The organism is Halomonas citrativorans, assembly GCF_900163645.1.
Classification (GTDB): Bacteria; Pseudomonadota; Gammaproteobacteria; order Pseudomonadales; family Halomonadaceae; genus Vreelandella; species Vreelandella citrativorans.
The window spans coordinates 78435-95764 of the sequence record NZ_FUKM01000046.1 but is presented as its reverse complement, the minus strand read 5'-3'; the positions used below and the strand labels follow the sequence as shown (position 1 = coordinate 95764).

The 17330-nt window shown below is 55.8% G+C and carries 15 protein-coding genes; 14 read left to right on the top strand and 1 reads right to left on the bottom strand.

The genetic code is table 11. From position 1 onward, the window contains the following. Positions 1-212: 212 nt before the first annotated feature. A complete protein-coding gene (locus tag CZ787_RS10230; protein WP_087108805.1) occupies positions 213-1556 on the top strand; it encodes a Glu/Leu/Phe/Val family dehydrogenase in 1344 nt (447 codons plus the stop codon). An 87-nt stretch (positions 1557-1643) separates the two neighbouring features. On the opposite strand, the gene CZ787_RS10225 is transcribed toward CZ787_RS10230, so the two are convergent. After that, positions 1644-2120, bottom strand: coding sequence for a PepSY domain-containing protein (locus tag CZ787_RS10225; protein ID WP_087108803.1), 477 nt, complete (start codon positions 2118-2120; stop codon positions 1644-1646). 228 nt (positions 2121-2348) lie between these two features. Between CZ787_RS10225 and CZ787_RS10220 the strand changes: the two genes are divergently transcribed. The 13 genes from CZ787_RS10220 (at position 2349) to phnE (CZ787_RS10160) (ending at position 17305) form a co-directional block, all read left to right on the top strand. Continuing rightward, positions 2349-2669: a PepSY domain-containing protein gene (locus CZ787_RS10220; protein WP_087108801.1), complete on the top strand. Its 321-nt coding sequence runs from the start codon at positions 2349-2351 to the stop codon at positions 2667-2669. Continuing rightward, the gene (locus tag CZ787_RS10215; RefSeq protein WP_087108798.1) at positions 2666-3340 is read left to right on the top strand and encodes a response regulator transcription factor; all 675 of its coding nucleotides are present in this window, start codon (positions 2666-2668) and stop codon (positions 3338-3340) included. The genes CZ787_RS10220 and CZ787_RS10215 overlap by 4 nt, the downstream gene beginning before the upstream one ends. Then, positions 3337-4704, top strand: coding sequence for a sensor histidine kinase (locus CZ787_RS10210; protein ID WP_087108796.1), 1368 nt, complete (start codon positions 3337-3339; stop codon positions 4702-4704). The genes CZ787_RS10215 and CZ787_RS10210 overlap by 4 nt, the downstream gene beginning before the upstream one ends. A 15-nt stretch (positions 4705-4719) precedes the next feature. Next, on the top strand, positions 4720-6639 hold the full coding sequence (locus tag CZ787_RS10205; RefSeq protein ID WP_087108794.1) for an alkaline phosphatase D family protein: 1920 nt from the start codon (positions 4720-4722) through the stop codon (positions 6637-6639). 262 nt (positions 6640-6901) lie between these two features. Next, positions 6902-7198, top strand: a complete 297-nt coding sequence (locus CZ787_RS10200) for a YtcA family lipoprotein (protein ID WP_087108792.1) — start codon at positions 6902-6904, stop codon at positions 7196-7198. Positions 7199-7201: 3 nt separating this feature from the next. Continuing rightward, complete coding sequence (gene mdtN, locus CZ787_RS10195) at positions 7202-8251, top strand: multidrug transporter subunit MdtN (protein WP_087108790.1); 1050 nt, start codon at positions 7202-7204, stop codon at positions 8249-8251. Then, the gene (locus tag CZ787_RS10190; RefSeq protein WP_087108788.1) at positions 8241-10148 is read left to right on the top strand and encodes an FUSC family protein; all 1908 of its coding nucleotides are present in this window, start codon (positions 8241-8243) and stop codon (positions 10146-10148) included. Before mdtN ends, CZ787_RS10190 begins: the two co-directional genes overlap by 11 nt. Continuing rightward, positions 10132-11673: a TolC family protein gene (locus CZ787_RS10185; RefSeq protein WP_087108786.1), complete on the top strand. Its 1542-nt coding sequence runs from the start codon at positions 10132-10134 to the stop codon at positions 11671-11673. Before CZ787_RS10190 ends, CZ787_RS10185 begins: the two co-directional genes overlap by 17 nt. Positions 11674-11898: 225 nt before the next feature. Further along, positions 11899-13659, top strand: coding sequence for a bifunctional diguanylate cyclase/phosphodiesterase (locus CZ787_RS10180; protein ID WP_087108784.1), 1761 nt, complete (start codon positions 11899-11901; stop codon positions 13657-13659). Positions 13660-13758: 99 nt separating this feature from the next. Further along, positions 13759-14724 carry a phosphate/phosphite/phosphonate ABC transporter substrate-binding protein gene (gene phnD, locus CZ787_RS10175; protein WP_087108781.1) on the top strand — a complete coding sequence of 322 codons (966 nt, stop codon included), beginning with the start codon at positions 13759-13761 and terminating at the stop codon, positions 14722-14724. 79 nt (positions 14725-14803) lie between these two features. Beyond that, the gene (phnC, locus tag CZ787_RS10170) at positions 14804-15640 is read left to right on the top strand and encodes a phosphonate ABC transporter ATP-binding protein (protein ID WP_087108779.1); all 837 of its coding nucleotides are present in this window, start codon (positions 14804-14806) and stop codon (positions 15638-15640) included. Continuing rightward, positions 15637-16473, top strand: a complete 837-nt coding sequence (gene phnE, locus CZ787_RS10165) for a phosphonate ABC transporter, permease protein PhnE (protein WP_087108777.1) — start codon at positions 15637-15639, stop codon at positions 16471-16473. The genes phnC and phnE (CZ787_RS10165) overlap by 4 nt, the downstream gene beginning before the upstream one ends. 16 nt (positions 16474-16489) lie before the next feature. Beyond that, entirely contained in the window at positions 16490-17305 is an 816-nt protein-coding gene (gene phnE / locus CZ787_RS10160) for a phosphonate ABC transporter, permease protein PhnE (protein ID WP_087108775.1), read from the top strand. Positions 17306-17330: the final 25 nt, after the last annotated feature.

Sequence of the window (17330 nt, the reverse complement as noted above, 5' to 3'; positions counted from 1 at the left end):
CTTCGATTTTCTCTGCGCGATGCCTTCTTGCTTCCACGTTATCAGTTCCACGATGTTCTCCCCTTGGCATCACTGCGAATACGTTAAGTGTGAGAAAACGCATGAATTTAGCAAGCAAAAGCGTTTGCCTGGGCCAACCTGCTACGCTTTATCTAATACGCAGTTAATGAGACAGGAGCGTTAACGTCTACTCGGGAAAAGGAGCATCCTCCATGGCCAGTACGAAAGCCAAAAAGCAGAAATTGTCCAAAAAGCATGAGGCTCAAGCAGCACCAAAAGTGCCTCAAGCCTTGGCTCCTGAAACCGGTGCGGCGCTGTTTGAAGATGCCCGCTCGCGGCTGGAGGCCGTGTTCGGCGCGTTGAATATTCATCCGGATGCCCAAGCGCGGCTAATGCAACCCAGCTTATCGCTTCAAGTTAGTGTACCGATCCGCATGGATGACGGTAGCTTAAAAGCCTTTCCAGCCTGGCGGATACAGTACGATACTAGCCTAGGGCCAGCCAAGGGTGGGGTGCGCTTTCACCCTAACGTTAACCAGCATGAAGTTACCACGTTGAGCTTTTGGATGGCGGTGAAATGTGCCGTGGTCGGGCTGCCTTACGGGGGCGGCAAGGGTGGCGTTCAAGTAGACGCCAAGGCGCTCTCCTCGCTGGAAAGAGAACGGTTAGCAAGAGGCTATATTCGCGCCATCGCGGATGTCATGGGGCCTGACCGGGATATCCCCGCGCCCGATGTGAACACAGATGCCCAGGTGATGGGCTGGATGATTGATGAGTATGAACATATTGTCCGCGCCCAAGCGCCAGCGGCGATCACCGGTAAACCGCTTGCGCTGGGTGGCTCGCCAGGCCGGGTAGAAGCGACGGGTCGCGGAGCGTTGAAAGTGCTGGATTTATGGGCCGAACGGGAAGAGCGCACGCCCGAAGAGACCACCATTGCCGTGCAGGGCTTCGGTAAAGCCGCGTATCATTTCGCCCGCTTGGCAAGCCAACGAGGTTACAAAGTAGTGGCGGTCTCGGATACAAGCGGCGCTATATACAGCGCGGATGGGCTGAATATTGATTCGGCGAAAAAGGATAAGAATAAGCATGGAAAGCTGGCGGACAGCAAACTGGGTAAGACACTTTCAGGCGACAAGCTGTTATCGCTTGATGTAGATATTTTGGTGCTTGCCGCGCTTGAAAACCAGATTCACAGTGAGAATGTGGATAACGTAAAGGCGGGCGTCATTCTTGAGATTGCTAACGGGCCGCTCACCAGCAGCGCCGACGAGGCATTGAGTAAACGCGATATTCCGGTACTGCCTGATGTACTGGCCAATACTGGCGGTGTGATTGTGAGCTACTTTGAGTGGCTGCAAAATCGCTCAGGCGAAAAGTGGCTGGAGGAAGAAGTGAACAAGCGCTTGGACAGCCTGCTTGATCAGGAAGCGAGCCGCGTCTTAACGCGCGCAGAAAAGGATAAAGTGACGTATCGACAGGCCGCCTACCGGCAGGGAATTGAACGCATTGCCGAGGCGATTATGGCTCGGGGAAATTGCCAAAACTGTCGCTAGATAGTGGTAAAAACACAAGCGGACCCCGTAGGGCCCGCACCGTGTGATAACACATAGCCAGCGATAGGGTGCTACCGCTAGCAGTTATTAATCGCGGTCAATTTCAGTAATCTCGTAAGAGCCTTGACGCAGGCTTATTTCCAGCTCGCGGCCATTCTCATCCCGGCCTTCGATATCAATAACGCCGCCCTTATCGATGTCGATATCCTCAAATTCGCTCATGCCCTCTTTTCGCGCCACTTCCAACGCCTGGCGTACGTCCTCTTCACTCATTCCCCACGCGCCGGTAATTAAGCGTTTACGCTCTTCTTTCAGGGTTTCGCCATTATCCAGTGAAAATTCAACGTCGGCGTACCACTCATCATCCAGCCAGCCTTCTACTTCTGCGCGTCCACGGCTTTTAATGCTGATCTCTTCATAGTGGGTGAATCCATAATCGACGGCAGGTACCAGCACCTCGTCAACCCGATCCATGGACAGCGCGTCTGCTTGAGCGCTGCCTGCTGCCGCGGTGAGTAGCAGAGCAGAGGCGGGTATCAACAGCATTTTTTGCATGACGTTCATATCAAATTCCTTCTTTGCTTAATGAATGGCATTGCCCGATGAATGTGGTCTGATATAGATCACTCAGCGAATGCGACAGAAGATTTATAGCACTTCGGTTATTTCCCCAAGCTGAACAATCCATTCATCTAGCGTTCATGTTGCTTCTGGCATTCTAGTCCAATGAAGTCACTCCGCCATCAATTCACGCACCGACTCTTTTACTGCTTCCACTCCTCTGCCAAGTGGATGGGCGGGGCGCTGCTGGCTGCCATATTGATAGGCAGCGCTGTAGGTGATCAGCACTGGGAAACGCTGCACAGTGAAGTGCGCCGCGGGGAGGTGGTGCCCTTGGAAACCATTTTAGACTGGCTGGAAGCGAACTATCTGGGAGACGTGCTGGAAGTGGAGGTAGAGCGCGAGCAGGGTCTGGTAGAGTATGAAATCAAGCTGCTGGGTCCACAAGGCCAGGTGGTTGAGTTTGAATTTGATGGTCACAATGGTCAGTTAATGAAAATAGAGGGCGTGCGTATCAATGAGATGCGCCGCCCACAAGGTATGACGCCATGAAGTGTTTGCTGGTAGAAGATGATCAGGCGATTGCCCGCGAGCTGAGTCAAGCGCTGCGTGACGGTGACTGGGTCGTTGAGCATGCCGAAAATGGCCAAGAGGCCGACTTTTTGGTGCGTACCGAAACCTACGATACGGTAATACTTGATGTAGGTTTGCCCGATGGTGACGGCACGCGCTGGCTGGCCGCCTGGCGTGAAGACGGCATTGATCTGCCTGTGCTGATTCTGACTGCTCGAGAGCGCTGGGCGGACAAAGCGGCGGGCTTTACCGCAGGTGCCGATGACTACGTTACCAAGCCTTTCGAGCCGGGTGAGGTGTTGTTTCGGCTACGGGCACTAGTGCGGCGTACCCACGGCCATGCTCATCCGGTACTCAAAGTAGGTGAACTCAGCCTGGATACTCATACGCAGCACGTAAGCCTGGCGGGCCGCCCGGTAAGCTTGACTGCCCAGGAGACACGTCTGCTCGGCTACCTGATGCATGCCGCTCCCAGGGTCGTCAGCCGAAGCGAGCTTTCTGAACACGTTTACGACCGCGACCATGAGCCCGACTCAAACGTGATTGATGTGCAAATCAGCCGACTACGTCGCAAGCTGGGGGCCTGGCGGTTTGCCACCCTGCGTGGGCAGGGGTACCGGCTCTTGGCAGAAGTGCCAGGCGGCGAATGAGCAACGTAACGCCTTCCTGGCGAACGCGCTGGTCAGGTCGCTCGATTAGCCTTCGCCTGCTGCTGGCCGTTTTAGTCATGATCGGGCTGGCCTTGCCGCTCGCCGGAATGCTGCTCGCGCATCATTATCGAAACGCGGCGACCGAGGCGTTTGATGAACGCCTTGAAGCAACGCTGAACGTGATTATTGCGGGCGTTTCCGTTGACCCGCTCAGTGAACAGTTGCGCTATGACCGCGCTCTTGGGGACCCACTTTTTGACCAGGTCTTCTCGGGTTGGTACTGGCAAATTACCGATCAACAGGTGCACACGATCACCTCGCGCTCGCTGTGGGATCAACGCCTGCCGGTCATCGATAACGAAGAGGTGAGCGCGCGCTCGTTGCCCGGCCCACGTGGGCAATCACTGCGTACCGTCGAGCGAGATATTTACCTGGCCCCTTTAGAAGCCCCTTTGCATATTAGCGTAGCGGCCCGCGATGACGAGCTGAAGGCCGATATACGCGAGTTCCAGCGCTTGCTCTGGCTGGGCCTGGTCAGTCTTGGGGCATTGCTGTTAGGCGTGTTGGGCCTACAGGTGCGCTGGGGGCTTGCGCCGCTGCGGCGTATGCAGGCCAACTTAAAAGACGTTGAGCAGGGGCGCGCAGCAGCGATGACAACAGACCTGCCTAATGAGCTTGCTACGCTTGCGGCTTCCATGAACGCCGTACTGGCCCGCGACCAGCGCCTGATTGAGCGTGGCCGTCACACGGCAGGTAATTTGGCCCATGCCCTGAAAACCCCCTTAAGTGTTATGCGCTTGCTGGTCCACCAGTTGCCTGACGCGCATCGCGCTGCTTGGGAAGCCGAGTTAACCCGAATGGACAGTGCCGTTCGCCATCACCTGGCACGGGCATCTGCCGCAGGTGACGGTGGCCGCTTTGCACCAATTTCGCTGCACGACACGCTTTCACCGCTGTTAAGCGGGCTGAGTCGGCTGGCTCAGCGTCGCATGCTTACCCTGCATCAAATCTGGGAAAATCACCCGCGTGTGCACCTGGATGCCCAGGATATTCAGGAGCTTATCGGCAACGTGCTGGATAATGCACTACGCTGGGCAAACCATGAAGTGACGTTTAGGGTGTGGGTCGTCGACCAGATGCTTTGGTTGAGCGTCAGTGATGATGGCCCAGGGATGACGCAACAAGAGAGTCAGGAGGCACTTGGGCGCGGCAAGCGCCTGGATGAGCAGCGTTCCCAAAGTGGCTTGGGTCTTGCCATCGTGGCGGACCTGGTCACGCTCTATCATGGCCAAATGCGCCTTCAGCGCGCAGAGGCCGGGGGGCTTGAGGTCACTGTCGAACTGCCGGTGGTGGCGCATGGCTAAGGGAGAACAAATGCAATGACAATGGATGATGCGTTGCCGGATGTATTGGTCGGCCCGCTATTGCGCCGCATTAGCCCCATACGCCTGGTGTTGTGGTTAGTGGCAACGCGCCCGCTTGACATGTCGCTGGTGCTTTTCCCAGGCAGCAGCGATGAGCAGCGCTTTCGCTTAAGCGACCATCACCAGTGCCTGCCTATCGGCCGGCACGCGTTTATTCACTTGATTGATCTGCGCTTGCCGCAGGCGCTACCCACTGATGAACGTATCGAATACGATCTGCGGCTTCAATCGACGATGGGGGAGTGGCAGGCGCTGCCCGATTGGGCGCCCTGGCTATGCCATGAAGGCGCCGCTTACCCTGCCTTTGTCATCGCCTCACGCCATCACCGGTTGATGCACGGTTCGTGTCGTAAGCCTCACCATGCGAGCGCCGATGGGTTAGTGCGCGCCGACAGCTGGTTGGCGGACAAGCAGCAAGCGCCGAAAGAGTGGCCAGCATGGCTGTTAATGACGGGCGACCAGGTGTATGTGGATGATGTCGCAGGCCCCATGCTGCGTGCGGTGCATGCGCTTATTGAACGCCTGGGGCTAGTCGATGAGCGGCTCGAGGGCGCCACGGTGGAGGATAGCCAGGCGCTTTATGCCTCGCCTGATAGCTATTACCAGCGCGAGTCGCTGCTGCCCGATGTCACCAGTAACGTGGCGCTACGCGAGCGATTTTTCGGAGGTGTTAAAAAGCCTGTGTTTACCTCGGCGAACGCCTCCAATCATCTAATGACACTGGCGGAAATGCTCGCCATGTATTGTTTAGTGTGGTCGCCTGTTGTTTGGCAAATGATTGCCCCAGCGATGCCTGTTCTTAACGATAAAGCAGCCCAACGTTATCGCGAGGAACAGGCGGCTTTAGATGATTTTGTGGCCGGGTTACCGCAGTGTGCTCGGTTAATGGCGCATTTGCCCAGTTTGATGATCTTTGACGACCACGATGTTACCGACGACTGGAACCTGACCGCCGATTGGGAGCGCTGCGCGTATGGTCATCCGTTCTCAAAGCGCATTATTGGCAATGCGCTGGTGGCCTATTTGCTCTGCCAGGGGTGGGGCAATGCACCGGATAAGCTTAACCCGCTGGTCGAACAGGCGGCCGAATTGTTCCGTGAGCCAGGGCCGCTTGTGTGCGCTAAGCAGGATGCATTGATCGAACGGCTACTGCGTTTTCAAGGGTGGGAGTTTCAGGTGCCCGGTACGCCTGCCCTGATTGTTTTGGATACCCGTACCCGCCGCTGGCGTAGCGAGCGTAGCCCCAAACAGCCATCCGGCTTAATGGATTGGGAGGCGCTGATGGAAATGCAGCAGGCGCTATTGGGTTGCAAAAGCGCTGTCATCGTCTCGCCAGCCCCCATGTTTGGGGTAAAGCTGATTGAAGGCGTTCAGAAGATGTTCACCTGGGCGGGCAAGCCGCTGGTGGTGGATGCCGAGAACTGGATGGCCCACCGTGGCGCCGCCAATGCATTGCTGCAAATCTGGCGTCATTCCAAAACGCCGGGCAATTACGTGATTCTCTCTGGTGATGTGCACTACTCGTTTGCTTACGACATTATTGTGCGTCGCCAAAAGCGAGCGCCACATTTATGGCAGGTGACCTCGAGCGGCATCAAGAACACCTTCCCCGTGCAACTGCTAAATACCTTTGATCGGCTTAACCGGTGGCTCTACGCGCCATGGTCGCCGCTTAACTGGTTTACCAAACGTCGTAAGCTGAGTATCCACCCGCGAGACCCCAGCGGAGCAAGCGCGGGGGAGCGGCTTTGGAACGCCAGCGGTATTGGCCTTGTGACGTTAGATGATGAGGGCCGCCCGGTGGACATCCGCCAGTTGGACGTAAACGGTAAAGACGTCATCTTTCCTCCGTCCGCTGATCTTCCCTTTATCTGATGACATGTACCTAGCGACATGGACACTTTGCGATGAGCGCGGCTTATCTGACGTCAGTGCATGGCAAACAACAGGGCTGTTCGCTGGAATAGCGTGTAGCGCGGGCGGCGGCATAGACAGCCGCGAACCACGCATGCCATAGTAAGCATGCTTAGGGGACGGCATGCATCAGGTGCATCGCCTCATCAAGATCGGACAAAAGTAAAAGGCCCTGTTGGGCACTATTTTGATAGGGGCAGACTGCAATGAATAGGAGGCTCTGGTGCTGAGAGCAGGCGCCGCCAGGAAAGAACGGCTGCTGAAAAGAATCTTTCTGGCGATCCTTTTGTTGATGGCAGCCGCACCGGCCTTGTCAGCCGCACCGGCTGTCGGCATGTTTGGTAGCTTCTTTCCTTACTGGCTAATCTCGCTGTTTATCGGTGTGGTGACAACGATTTTCATCCGTGTCATTTTCGTGGTGACGAAGCTTGATGACATCATTCCATGGCGGGTGCTGGTATATCTGTCTCTGACGCTGGCCATGACCCTGTTATCTTCTCATCTTTTTTTTGGACGCTGAATCATGAAAGGTCATGTTTCCAAGCGGGTAGCATCCACTATCGGGGCCATGATCGCCATTGCCATCATTGCGGGCGCTGCTGTTCTGGCTTACCAAAGCTACGAGAATGCGCGCGCCAATCCGCTGTCAGATGATGCCACTCTGAGGGCCGATATTGTCCACATTGCTCCGTCGGTAGCGGGCCGCATCGTGGCCTTGCATGTTGAGGAAAACGACTTTGTCCGCAAGGGCGATCTTTTGCTGGAAATTGATGACACTGCCTATCGGCTAGCCTTGAAACAGACACAGGCCGACCTGGCCATGGCAACGGCGGCCAGTGGCGATCAGTCTCGAACTATCCGCGCGGAGCAGGCCAATGCGGAAATTGCCGAGGCCCAGATCAATCGAGCCACGACAAACCTGGCGCTGGCGAACCAGACCCTTGACCGCCTGCTGCCGATGGAGTCCAAGGGCTATGTTTCTCAGCAGCAGATCCACGATGCGCGCACTGTTAAACGCAATGCCGAAATCAGCTTACAGGAAGCGATTCAGCAGCGTCAGGCCGCTGAGGCGCTGGTGGGTAATGATGAAGCAACCCTGGCGTTGATTGAAGCGCGCCAGGCAGCTCAGGACATTGCCCAGCATGAGCTGGACGGCACTCGGGTCTATGCGCCTGCTGACGGCCGGGTTGTCGGAGTGACCGTTTCTGTGGGGGACTACGCGCTGCCTGCCCAGTCCCAGTTCAATCTGATCAAGACGGACACCTGGTATGCTTCGGCCAACTTCACCGAAACCATGCTGGGCAATATCGCTGTCGGTGACTGCGCCACGGTATATGCGCTGGCTAACCGCGACCGTGCCATTAAAGGCACAGTGGTGGGAATAGGCTGGGGCGTGGCCTCGAAAGACCTGATCGACCTGCCGTTAGCACTGCCGATTGTGCCAAAATCCCTTGATTGGGTGAGAGTTCAGCAGCGCTTTCCCGTCCGCATCCGGCTGGATGACCCACCGGCGGAATTGATGCGTGTCGGCGCATCGGCGGTGGCAACGGTTCATCAAAACGATGGCTGCTGAATCTCCGTGGGGGAAAATCGCCCGCCAGGCGTGGGCGGATCTCCAGCCCTTTCCTGGCAGGATTGGCCTGACTTGGCGCGTGGCGCTACTGTGTGCTCTGGTGTCTGCAACGGCCATGATGCTGAAAATACCTGAGGCCTCAATCAGCTGCTATTTGATCATTTTTTTGTCCAAGCAGGATGCCGTAAAGAACTGCATCATGGCCTTGGGCGTGATTCTGATGGCATCAACCGTGGTGCTTCTGATGATTCCGATCATCAACGTTAGCATCGACAGCCCTGCCATGCGCCTAGCGGTCATGTTTTTCGCCTCGTATATTTTCCTGTTTCTCAGCTCAGCGACTCCGCTGGGCGAGCAGGCGGCCATTGTTGGCTTGGTGATCGCCTTTATCATGACGCTGGTGACCATGGTGCCGGTTGGTGAGGTCGCTGACAAAGGCTTGCTCATGGCATGGAAAATGGCCTGCATGCCAATGTTTTTGATGATCCTTTTTAACCTGCTGTTCGGCACCCCTTCGCAAACACTGGTACGTAACCGGATTGTCGGAAGACTGCGCTGTGCGGCAGACCGCATCGAGACACAGCAAGCGTCAACGGCTTTCAACACCCTGGTGAGCGAAGGTAATGATGACTCGTTGCAGCAAATGCAGATCGTCAAGCTGCTGCACCTGATATCGACGGTACGGTCTCGCTGGCTCAGCGGAGCCACTGAGACAAGTTATCGCATCCTGATTATCGCTGAGGCCCTGCCTGAAAGCCTGAGCCGCGCAGCAAGGAGTGACTTGGCGGTTGAGTTACGCCAAGCGGCGGATGCTATCGCCAATGATAAGTGCCCGATGCTACAGGCTGCGCCGGAGGCGGCAGAAACCGGCTTACAGCCGCTTTATGTCGCATTGCATGGTTTGTCACAGCCGGATGGAGGGGCTGCACAGCCACCGCGTCCGAGAAAAATACCTTTGCTGGCTGCCGATGCATTTTCCAATCCGATACATCAGCGCTATGCGCTAAAGACATCAGCAGCGGCGGTGCTCTGCTATTTGATTTATACCGGCATGCAGTGGGATGGCATTCATACGGCGATGATCACCTGTTATGTTGCCGCGCTCGGCACTACGGGGGAAACACTGCGCAAGCTGACGTTGCGGATCGTCGGTTGTCTGATTGGCGCAGCGATGGGGATTTTTTCGTTGGCTTTCATCATGCCGCACCTGAGCTCCGTCGGTGGCCTGATGGGGCTGGTATTCTTTGGTGTGCTGATCGGTGCTTGGGTGTCATCAGGTACTGAGCGGATCTATTATGCTGGCGTGCAGATCGCCTTGGCTTTCTTGCTGACCACCCTCAATGGATTTGGTCCCAGCTTTGATATCTCCCAGGCCAGCAACCGTATCTACGGCATCCTGCTGGGTATTTTTGTCATCTATGTGATCTTCACCCAGTTCTGGCCGCGTAGCGTGATCAACCAGGTGGCACGGCAGCTCAACGATGCGTTGGATGCCTTGAGCGATCTCAGTACGCTTTCCAGGCAGGATCAACAGTTGCGCACCCAGGCGGCCTCTACTGCATATTTTGCACTGGGCCAAGCCGAAGAACTTCTCGATATGGTGCCTTTCGAGCCGTCGCGTCTGCGTGCCAGCACTGATGAGCTGAAGCGCGTGGAGAGAATTGTTGAAGAGCTCAATGACCTCATCAGCCAGCTTTACATGGCAGAACAGGATGACGGCACTATCAAAGAGCGCCTGCAGCGACTCAAGTCACAGTTGGCCACTGAGCTTGAAAACCGACGTAACAGGCCAGTGTCTTCGGCTTACGAGGGCTCTCCCCTCGACGACGGCGCGTATAGTGATATAGAACGGCAACTCACTCGGATAGAGCGGATTGTGCATGTTGAGAAAAGCTAGCGTGTTCAGATTAGCCAAGCTCAGAACCTGTATTGCTCTGGGCGTTATTCTTGGCGTTATAGGGGCCCTGCAGGGCTGTGCAACGGATGCGCTGAAGAATACTTCCGCCTCCCCCAGCACGCCCTGGGTGCCTCAAGGTCAGTCCGCGCTGCCTGGCGATTTTTCCGTGTCAGGTTCAACTGATATCGGCTTGCTGCCAGACCCGGTGTCACAGGATCTACAGCCGGGCAAGGTGTATCAGTTACCCGAACTGATAGACTTTGCGCAACGCCATAACCCGTCAACCCGAATTGCCTGGGAACAGGCGCGCCAGCTGGCGCTGGCCTCTGGAATGGTTGAAGCCACGTTTCTGCCGATTCTGACCGCCAATGTGTTTGCGGGCAGGCAGCAGACCAGCATTCCTTATCGCGGATTGCTGGATGGTGACACTCACCATGTCGATACCACCGTCAGCGGTGTGGCGCCGAACCTTGCTTTGCAGTGGCTAGTGTTTGATTTTGGTCGGCGCGAGGCGCTCAGTGATGCCGCCCGACACAATGCCTATGCGGCCAACGTCAACTTCAATGGTGCCCACCAGGCGGTGATCTACAACGTGACGCGTAGCTATTACCAGTACGGTGCTGCCAAGGACAGGCTGGCGATTGCTGAGGAGGTGCTGGTCAACAACCGCCTTCTGCAGGATGCGGCTGAGTCCCGCTACGCCAATGGCACCGGCACCGGCACCAGTATCGCTGTTGCTCAAGCCCGTCAGCTTGTCGCCCAATCTAACCTGCGGATGGTGCAGGCACAGAGTATGCTGCGCGATCAGTATCAGGAGTTGCTGAGTGCTCTCGGTGCTTCGCCGACGACACAGGTCGAGGTGGCCAGCGCATCGAATCGCCCGCTACCGGGTATTGACGAGTTGGCATCGGTGGATTCTGCGATCGAGGCGTCACTCAGCAAGCGGCCGGATGTGCTGGCCAGCTATGCTGAGCTGCAAGCTGCCAAAGCGACAGAGCGTGCCGCCGATGCCGACTTCATGCCCAGGGTATTTGTTGCCGCCGCCACGGGAACCAACAAGCAAAATCTGAGCATTGGTCATTTGCCCAGTATTGGCAACCAGACCACAGGCACCGGGGTGTTCCTTGGGGTGACAATGCCTATCTATGATGGCGGCCTTCTTGCCGCCAAACGCCAGCAGGCAGTCTCTGTCACGGCTTCAGCCGAAGCGGCATTCGAGAAAATTCGCAACACGGCGATGCGCGAGATGGTCGTTGCTGCTGATGCACTGCGCTCCTCACTGGCGGCTTTTGACGCCGCTGATGCGTTGACCGAAGCGGCAGCGGTGACTTACGACGCGGCCTTTGATGCTTATCGCAACGGGTTGGGCACTATCACTGAGGCTACTGCGGCGGAGTCCGGCCTTCTGGATGCAAGACTGGCACGCTCCGAGGCACATGCGGCAAGCCTGATTGCCGCATCGACGCTTGCGTTCACGCTTGGCGCCATGACATCAAGCACGTCCCCTTTAGAGGCTATTCCCTGAGGCTCGTCCATCCAATACCCTTCACTCGTAAGCTATTTTAGCGCGCTAACTGTCACGCCAGTGTCATAAAAAAGTCGCACGCTTGCTAACTAGACAGTCCTCGTAAAAAGCCTTTGCAAACCGCCTCTAACATAATAGGCATTCAGCCGTTTAATAAGGCGCTTTCACGAACCTGTAAGAGTCTTTTTCAATAGCTATCACGACGTTTGATAAGGCAGCAGGCATATGACCGCCCAGGAAGCGCAATGGCTTAACCGTATTATTGAATCAGAAGATCTGCACGTGTTGTTTCAACCCATCGTGGATGCCAGCCAGCAATCTATTTACGGCTATGAAGCACTGATCCGTGGGCCTAAAACATCGCCGCTGCACTCACCGCTGCGCTTGTTTGATGTGGCCATGCAGGCGGGGCTATTGGTTGAGCTGGACTTGCTGTGCAGGCGGCTGGCGATTCATCGCTTTGCTGAGCTTGAGCTTCCCGGACTACTCTTTCTTAACGTGATGCCGCTGACCATTGTTAAGCGTGATTTTAAAGAAGGGTTAACGCTTGGCCTTATCCGCGAAAGCGGGCTACCACCTGAGCGGGTGGTGATTGAGCTTACTGAACATGTGCCGATTCACAATTATGAGTTAATGCGCCAAGCGGTTGACCACTACCGCGACATGGGGTTTAAGGTGGCGCTTGATGACTTGGGGGCCGGGCATTCAAGCTTACGCCACTGGTCGGAGCTACGCCCTGATTTCGTTAAGCTCGACCGGCACTTTATTTCGGGCATTGACCAGGAGCCTGCCAAGCGTGAATTTCTCCGCTCGATTCTGGACGTGGCACGTAGCCTCGACTGCCAACTGATTGCCGAGGGTGTGGAAACCGCGGCTGAGCATCTCTGCTTGTGGGAACTGGATCGTGGTCTAGCGCTTCTGCAAGGCTTCTACTTTGCCCGGCCAAGCCCACAACCACCGCTAGAGATGCAAATGCGGTTGCCCGCGACCACCCAGTTAACCAGCCCTGCGGGACGTACCGCGCGCTCTATCTTTCGTCATGTTGAGGCCGTTTCGCCCGACTGTTCGGTGCCCATGCTGTCCGAGCGCTTCAGTACAAACCCGGGCTTACGCTGTGTAGCCGTGGTCGATAACGATAAGCCCTTGGCGGTGGTGCGCCGTAATGCCTTTCTCACTCTGTTTACCAACCCTTATAGCCACTCACTGTATTCCAAACGTCGAGTGCTGGATGTGGCGGATGCTCGGCCGCTGATTGCTAGCGCGGATACACCGCTTGAAGTGCTTAGTCAGCAACTGACCGATAGCCATGATATTGAGCAGGAAGATTTCGTGATTGTGGATAGCGATGGGCGTTATTTGGGTTTGGGCAGTATTGTCGATTTGCTGCGTGAGATTACCGCTATACAGGTTCGGCAGGCACGTCATGCCAATCCGTTAACCGGTCTGCCGGGAAATATCCTGATCAATGAAACATTAACCAACTATCTCGCCGCCGAGCAGGGCTTTGCGGCCGCCTATGTCGACCTGGATAATTTCAAGGCGTTTAACGATGCCTATGGTTACGCGCGTGGCGACCATATCATTATTTCGCTGTCGCGCTTGCTCCAGGCGCAGGTAGAAAGTGCCGGAGGCTTTATAGGCCATATCGGAGGAGATGATTTCATGATGCTGCTGCCGTTAAGCCACTGGGAGCACGTGTGTCAGCAGATACTGGACTCTTTTGAGGTGATGGCACCCGGCTTCTATGAAGAGAGCGATCGTGTTAAGGGCGGCATTGCGATTGAGAACCGCCAGGGCGATGCCAGCTTTTTTCCCTTTGTCAGTGTCTCCATCGCCGTCAAGCCGGTTGTCGATACATCTTCCTGTAAAGCGCTGGATATCGCCTCGCAGCTCTCTGATTTAAAGCACCAGGCTAAAAAAATACCGGGCAATAGCCTGTTTGTTGAACGCCGGGGCTGTTGTACTCAAAAGGTAGAGCTGCTTTAAGTTTTTGAAACCGTCATCAAGTGGTCATTTAAGTGTCGTGGCGTTGTCATCTAGCGTCGGCAGGATAGCGCTATCTTCGAACAACATTCTAGGTGACGTATGCATACTGTGTCTCTACCCCGTACCTTGATCAGCGCTGCTGTTGTCAGTGCCTTTGCTCTGGTTGCCGTTAATGCATCGGCAGACCTCTCTGCGCGCTATGTTGATAACGACGGTGACATGGTAGCGGATGCACCCACGGATGAGTCGCAGTGGGTCGACCCCGATACGTTGGTATTTGCTTATACACCGGTCGAAGACCCGGCTGTTTACGCGGATGTGTGGGCCGGTTTTTTGGACCATCTGAGTGAAGCCACAGGCAAAGACGTTCAGTTCTTCCCGGTGCAGTCCAACGCGGCACAGCAAGAAGCGCTGCGCGCTGGCCGCCTGCATGTAGCGGGCTTTAACACCGGTGGTGTACCGGTTGCCGTGAACTGCGGTGGCTTCCGTCCGTTTGCCATTATGGCAGCAGACGACGGCAGTTATGGCTATGAAATGGAAATCATCACCTATCCAGATAGCGGTATTGCGTCGGTTGAAGACCTCGAAGGCCGCCAACTGGCGTTTACCTCTGAGACGTCTAACTCAGGCTTCCGGGCACCTTCTGCGCTGCTACGTTCTGAATATGGCATGGAAGCAGGGGAAGCCTTCGAGACAGCGTTCTCTGGTTCCCACGATAACTCCATTCTGGGCGTTGTGAATCAAGACTACGACGCAGCGGCCATTGCTAACTCCGTTGGCACGCGCATGATTGCCCGGGGCGTAGTTAATGAAGGCGATTACGACATTATCTACACCTCAGAAACCTTCCCCACCACAGCGTACGGTTTGGCGCATAACTTGAAGCCTGAGCTAGCCGAGCAGATTCAAGAGGCGTTCTTTAGCTACGACTGGGAAGGGTCTGCGCTACAGGCTGAGTTTGCCAACTCGGGTGAAGCGCAATTTATGCCGATTACCTATGAAGAGCACTGGTCCGTTATCCGCACGATCGCCGATGCCAACGGTGTGACGTACGAATGTGACTAAGTAAGCCCTTAATTTTGCGGTTACTCGGCCAGAAGGTTAATCCCTTCTGGCCGTTACATTATGTAGATGAGGTAGAGCGATGTTGACACTCAGCGGCGTTACCAAACGCTATCCAACCGGGGACCGTGCGCTTACCGATATCGAACTTACCCTGCCTAAAGGCCAGGTGATGGCGCTTATCGGCCCATCTGGTGCGGGTAAAAGCACCCTGATTCGCTGTGTAAATCGCTTGGTAGAGCCTACGTCGGGCAGCATTCGTCTGGAAGGGACTGAGCTTACCAGGCTTTCGGGCAGTGGCCTGCGTAAGGCACGTCGCTCGATGGGAATGATTTTCCAGGAGTATGCGCTGGTTGACCGCCTGACAGTGATGGAGAACGTGCTTTCTGGACGGCTTGGCTACGTGGGCTTCTGGCGTAGCTTTTTACGCCGCTATCCGCAGGATGCCGTCGCTGAAGCGTTTCGTCTGCTTGAGCGAGTAGGCCTGCCTCACGCTATTGATAAGCGCGCCGATGCGTTGTCCGGTGGCCAACGCCAGCGAGTGGGGATTGCGCGGGCACTGTTACAAAGCCCCAAGCTGTTACTGGTAGATGAGCCAACCGCCAGCTTGGACCCCAAAACCTCACGCCAGATTATGCGCCTGATTCGTGAACTGTGTGCTGAGCGCGAGTTGGCGACGATTATCAATATTCATGACGTGGCGCTCGCCCAGCAGTTTGCGGACCGTATTGTGGGTCTGCGGGCTGGCCAGATCGTGTTTGATGGCCGTCCTGATGAGCTAACCAGCGATATTCTCACCACCATTTATGGCGAAGAGGATTGGGATACCTCTCCTGAACCTGCCGATGAGCCTGACAGTGAGGCCGTTTCCTGTGAGCGTCGCTCTGTCGCAGGTGAGATGGCTGGGGTAGCACCATGAGTGAGCAGAGCTCGGCGTATTTTGAAGCCCGCCAACACGCGGCCCGCCAAGGGCATTGGCGTCGGTTGCCCCTTGTGCATAGCCAGTGGTTGCGTTGGGCTATTGCCTTGGGTGTGGTGGCTTACCTGGTGTTGGCGCTGGCCTCTGTTGAGGTGAACTGGGCACGTGTGGCGGAAGGCACCAGCCGTGGCCTGCGTTTTATCAGCGCGTTTGCGCAGCCTGATTTTTTCAGCCGTGGTAACGATATTATCAATGGACTGGTCGAGAGTTTGACCATGACGCTTACCTCCACGGTCATTGGGGTGGCGCTCGCGATCCCTGTGGGATTAGGCGCTGCACGCAACATTGCGCCGCTGCCGATTTATTTCGTGTGTCGTAGCATCATTGCCGTGTCACGTACCTTTCAAGAGATCATTATTGCGATCCTGTTTGTGGTGATGTTTGGCTTTGGCCCGCTGGCGGGGATGATTACGCTGGCATTCGCGACTATCGGCTTTATGGCCAAGCTGTTGGCCGAAGATGTTGAAGACCTGGACTGGCGCCAGGTAGAAGCGGTGAGAGCGACCGGCGCCAGTTGGTGGCAAACCATGAATCACGCCATTCAACCCCAGGTCATGCCGCGCTTAATTGGCCTTTCCATGTACCGTTTGGATATCAACTTCCGCGAATCGTCAGTGATCGGCATTGTCGGTGCAGGCGGGATAGGCGCCACGCTGAATACCTCGCTTAGCCGCTATGAGTACGACACGTCAGCCGCCATTTTGTTGATCATCATCGCTATTGTGCTGCTGTGCGAATACAGCTCAAGCCACGTCCGCCGTTGGACGCAGTAATCTCCGGAGAATCTATATGCCTGTTTCAACCTCCCGGCAAGGGATCCCGGTATGGCGGCTACGTACCTCGCGTGCTCAGTGGCTGCAATTTAGTGCATGGCTAGTAGGGATTAGCCTGTTCTTGTTCTGCTGGAAGGTGATTTCCGACAACACCATGTGGGTGTTTGTTGAGGATGCTGGACGCCAGGGCAGTGATCTTTTAAGCCGGATGATGCCCCCCAAATGGGAATACGCCAATGTGCTGTGGAAACCCATGTGGGATACGCTGAACATTGCCACGCTGGGCACCGCCTTGGGGATTGTTATGGCGTTTCCTGTGGCGTTTCTCGCTGCGCGTAACACCACGCCGCATCCGTTAGTGCGAAGCCTGGCGTTGATGGTGATCGTGTCGTCACGCTCTATCAATTCGCTGATTTGGGCCATGCTGTTGGTAACGATTTTGGGCCCAGGCGTCCTGGCGGGCATTATCGCCATTGCGCTGCGCTCTATCGGGTTTGTAGGCAAGCTTCTTTATGAGGCCATTGAGGAAATTCACCCGACGCCTGTCGAGGCCATCAGCGCAACCGGTGCCAGCCGTTTACAGGTCATGAACTATGGTGTTCTGCCTCAGATCATGCCAGCGTTTGCAGGTATCAGTGTTTACCGGTGGGATATCAATATTCGTGAATCCACCGTGCTTGGCCTGGTGGGTGCAGGGGGGATCGGTCTTCAGTTGAATGCCTCTATCAATATGCTCGCCTGGAATCAGGTCAGCGTTATTTTTGTCATGATCTTCGCCACGGTATTGGTCTCGGAATGGATATCCGCCCGTGTCCGCCACGCGATTATTTAACCCATGGATTGATAAATCGCCAAGC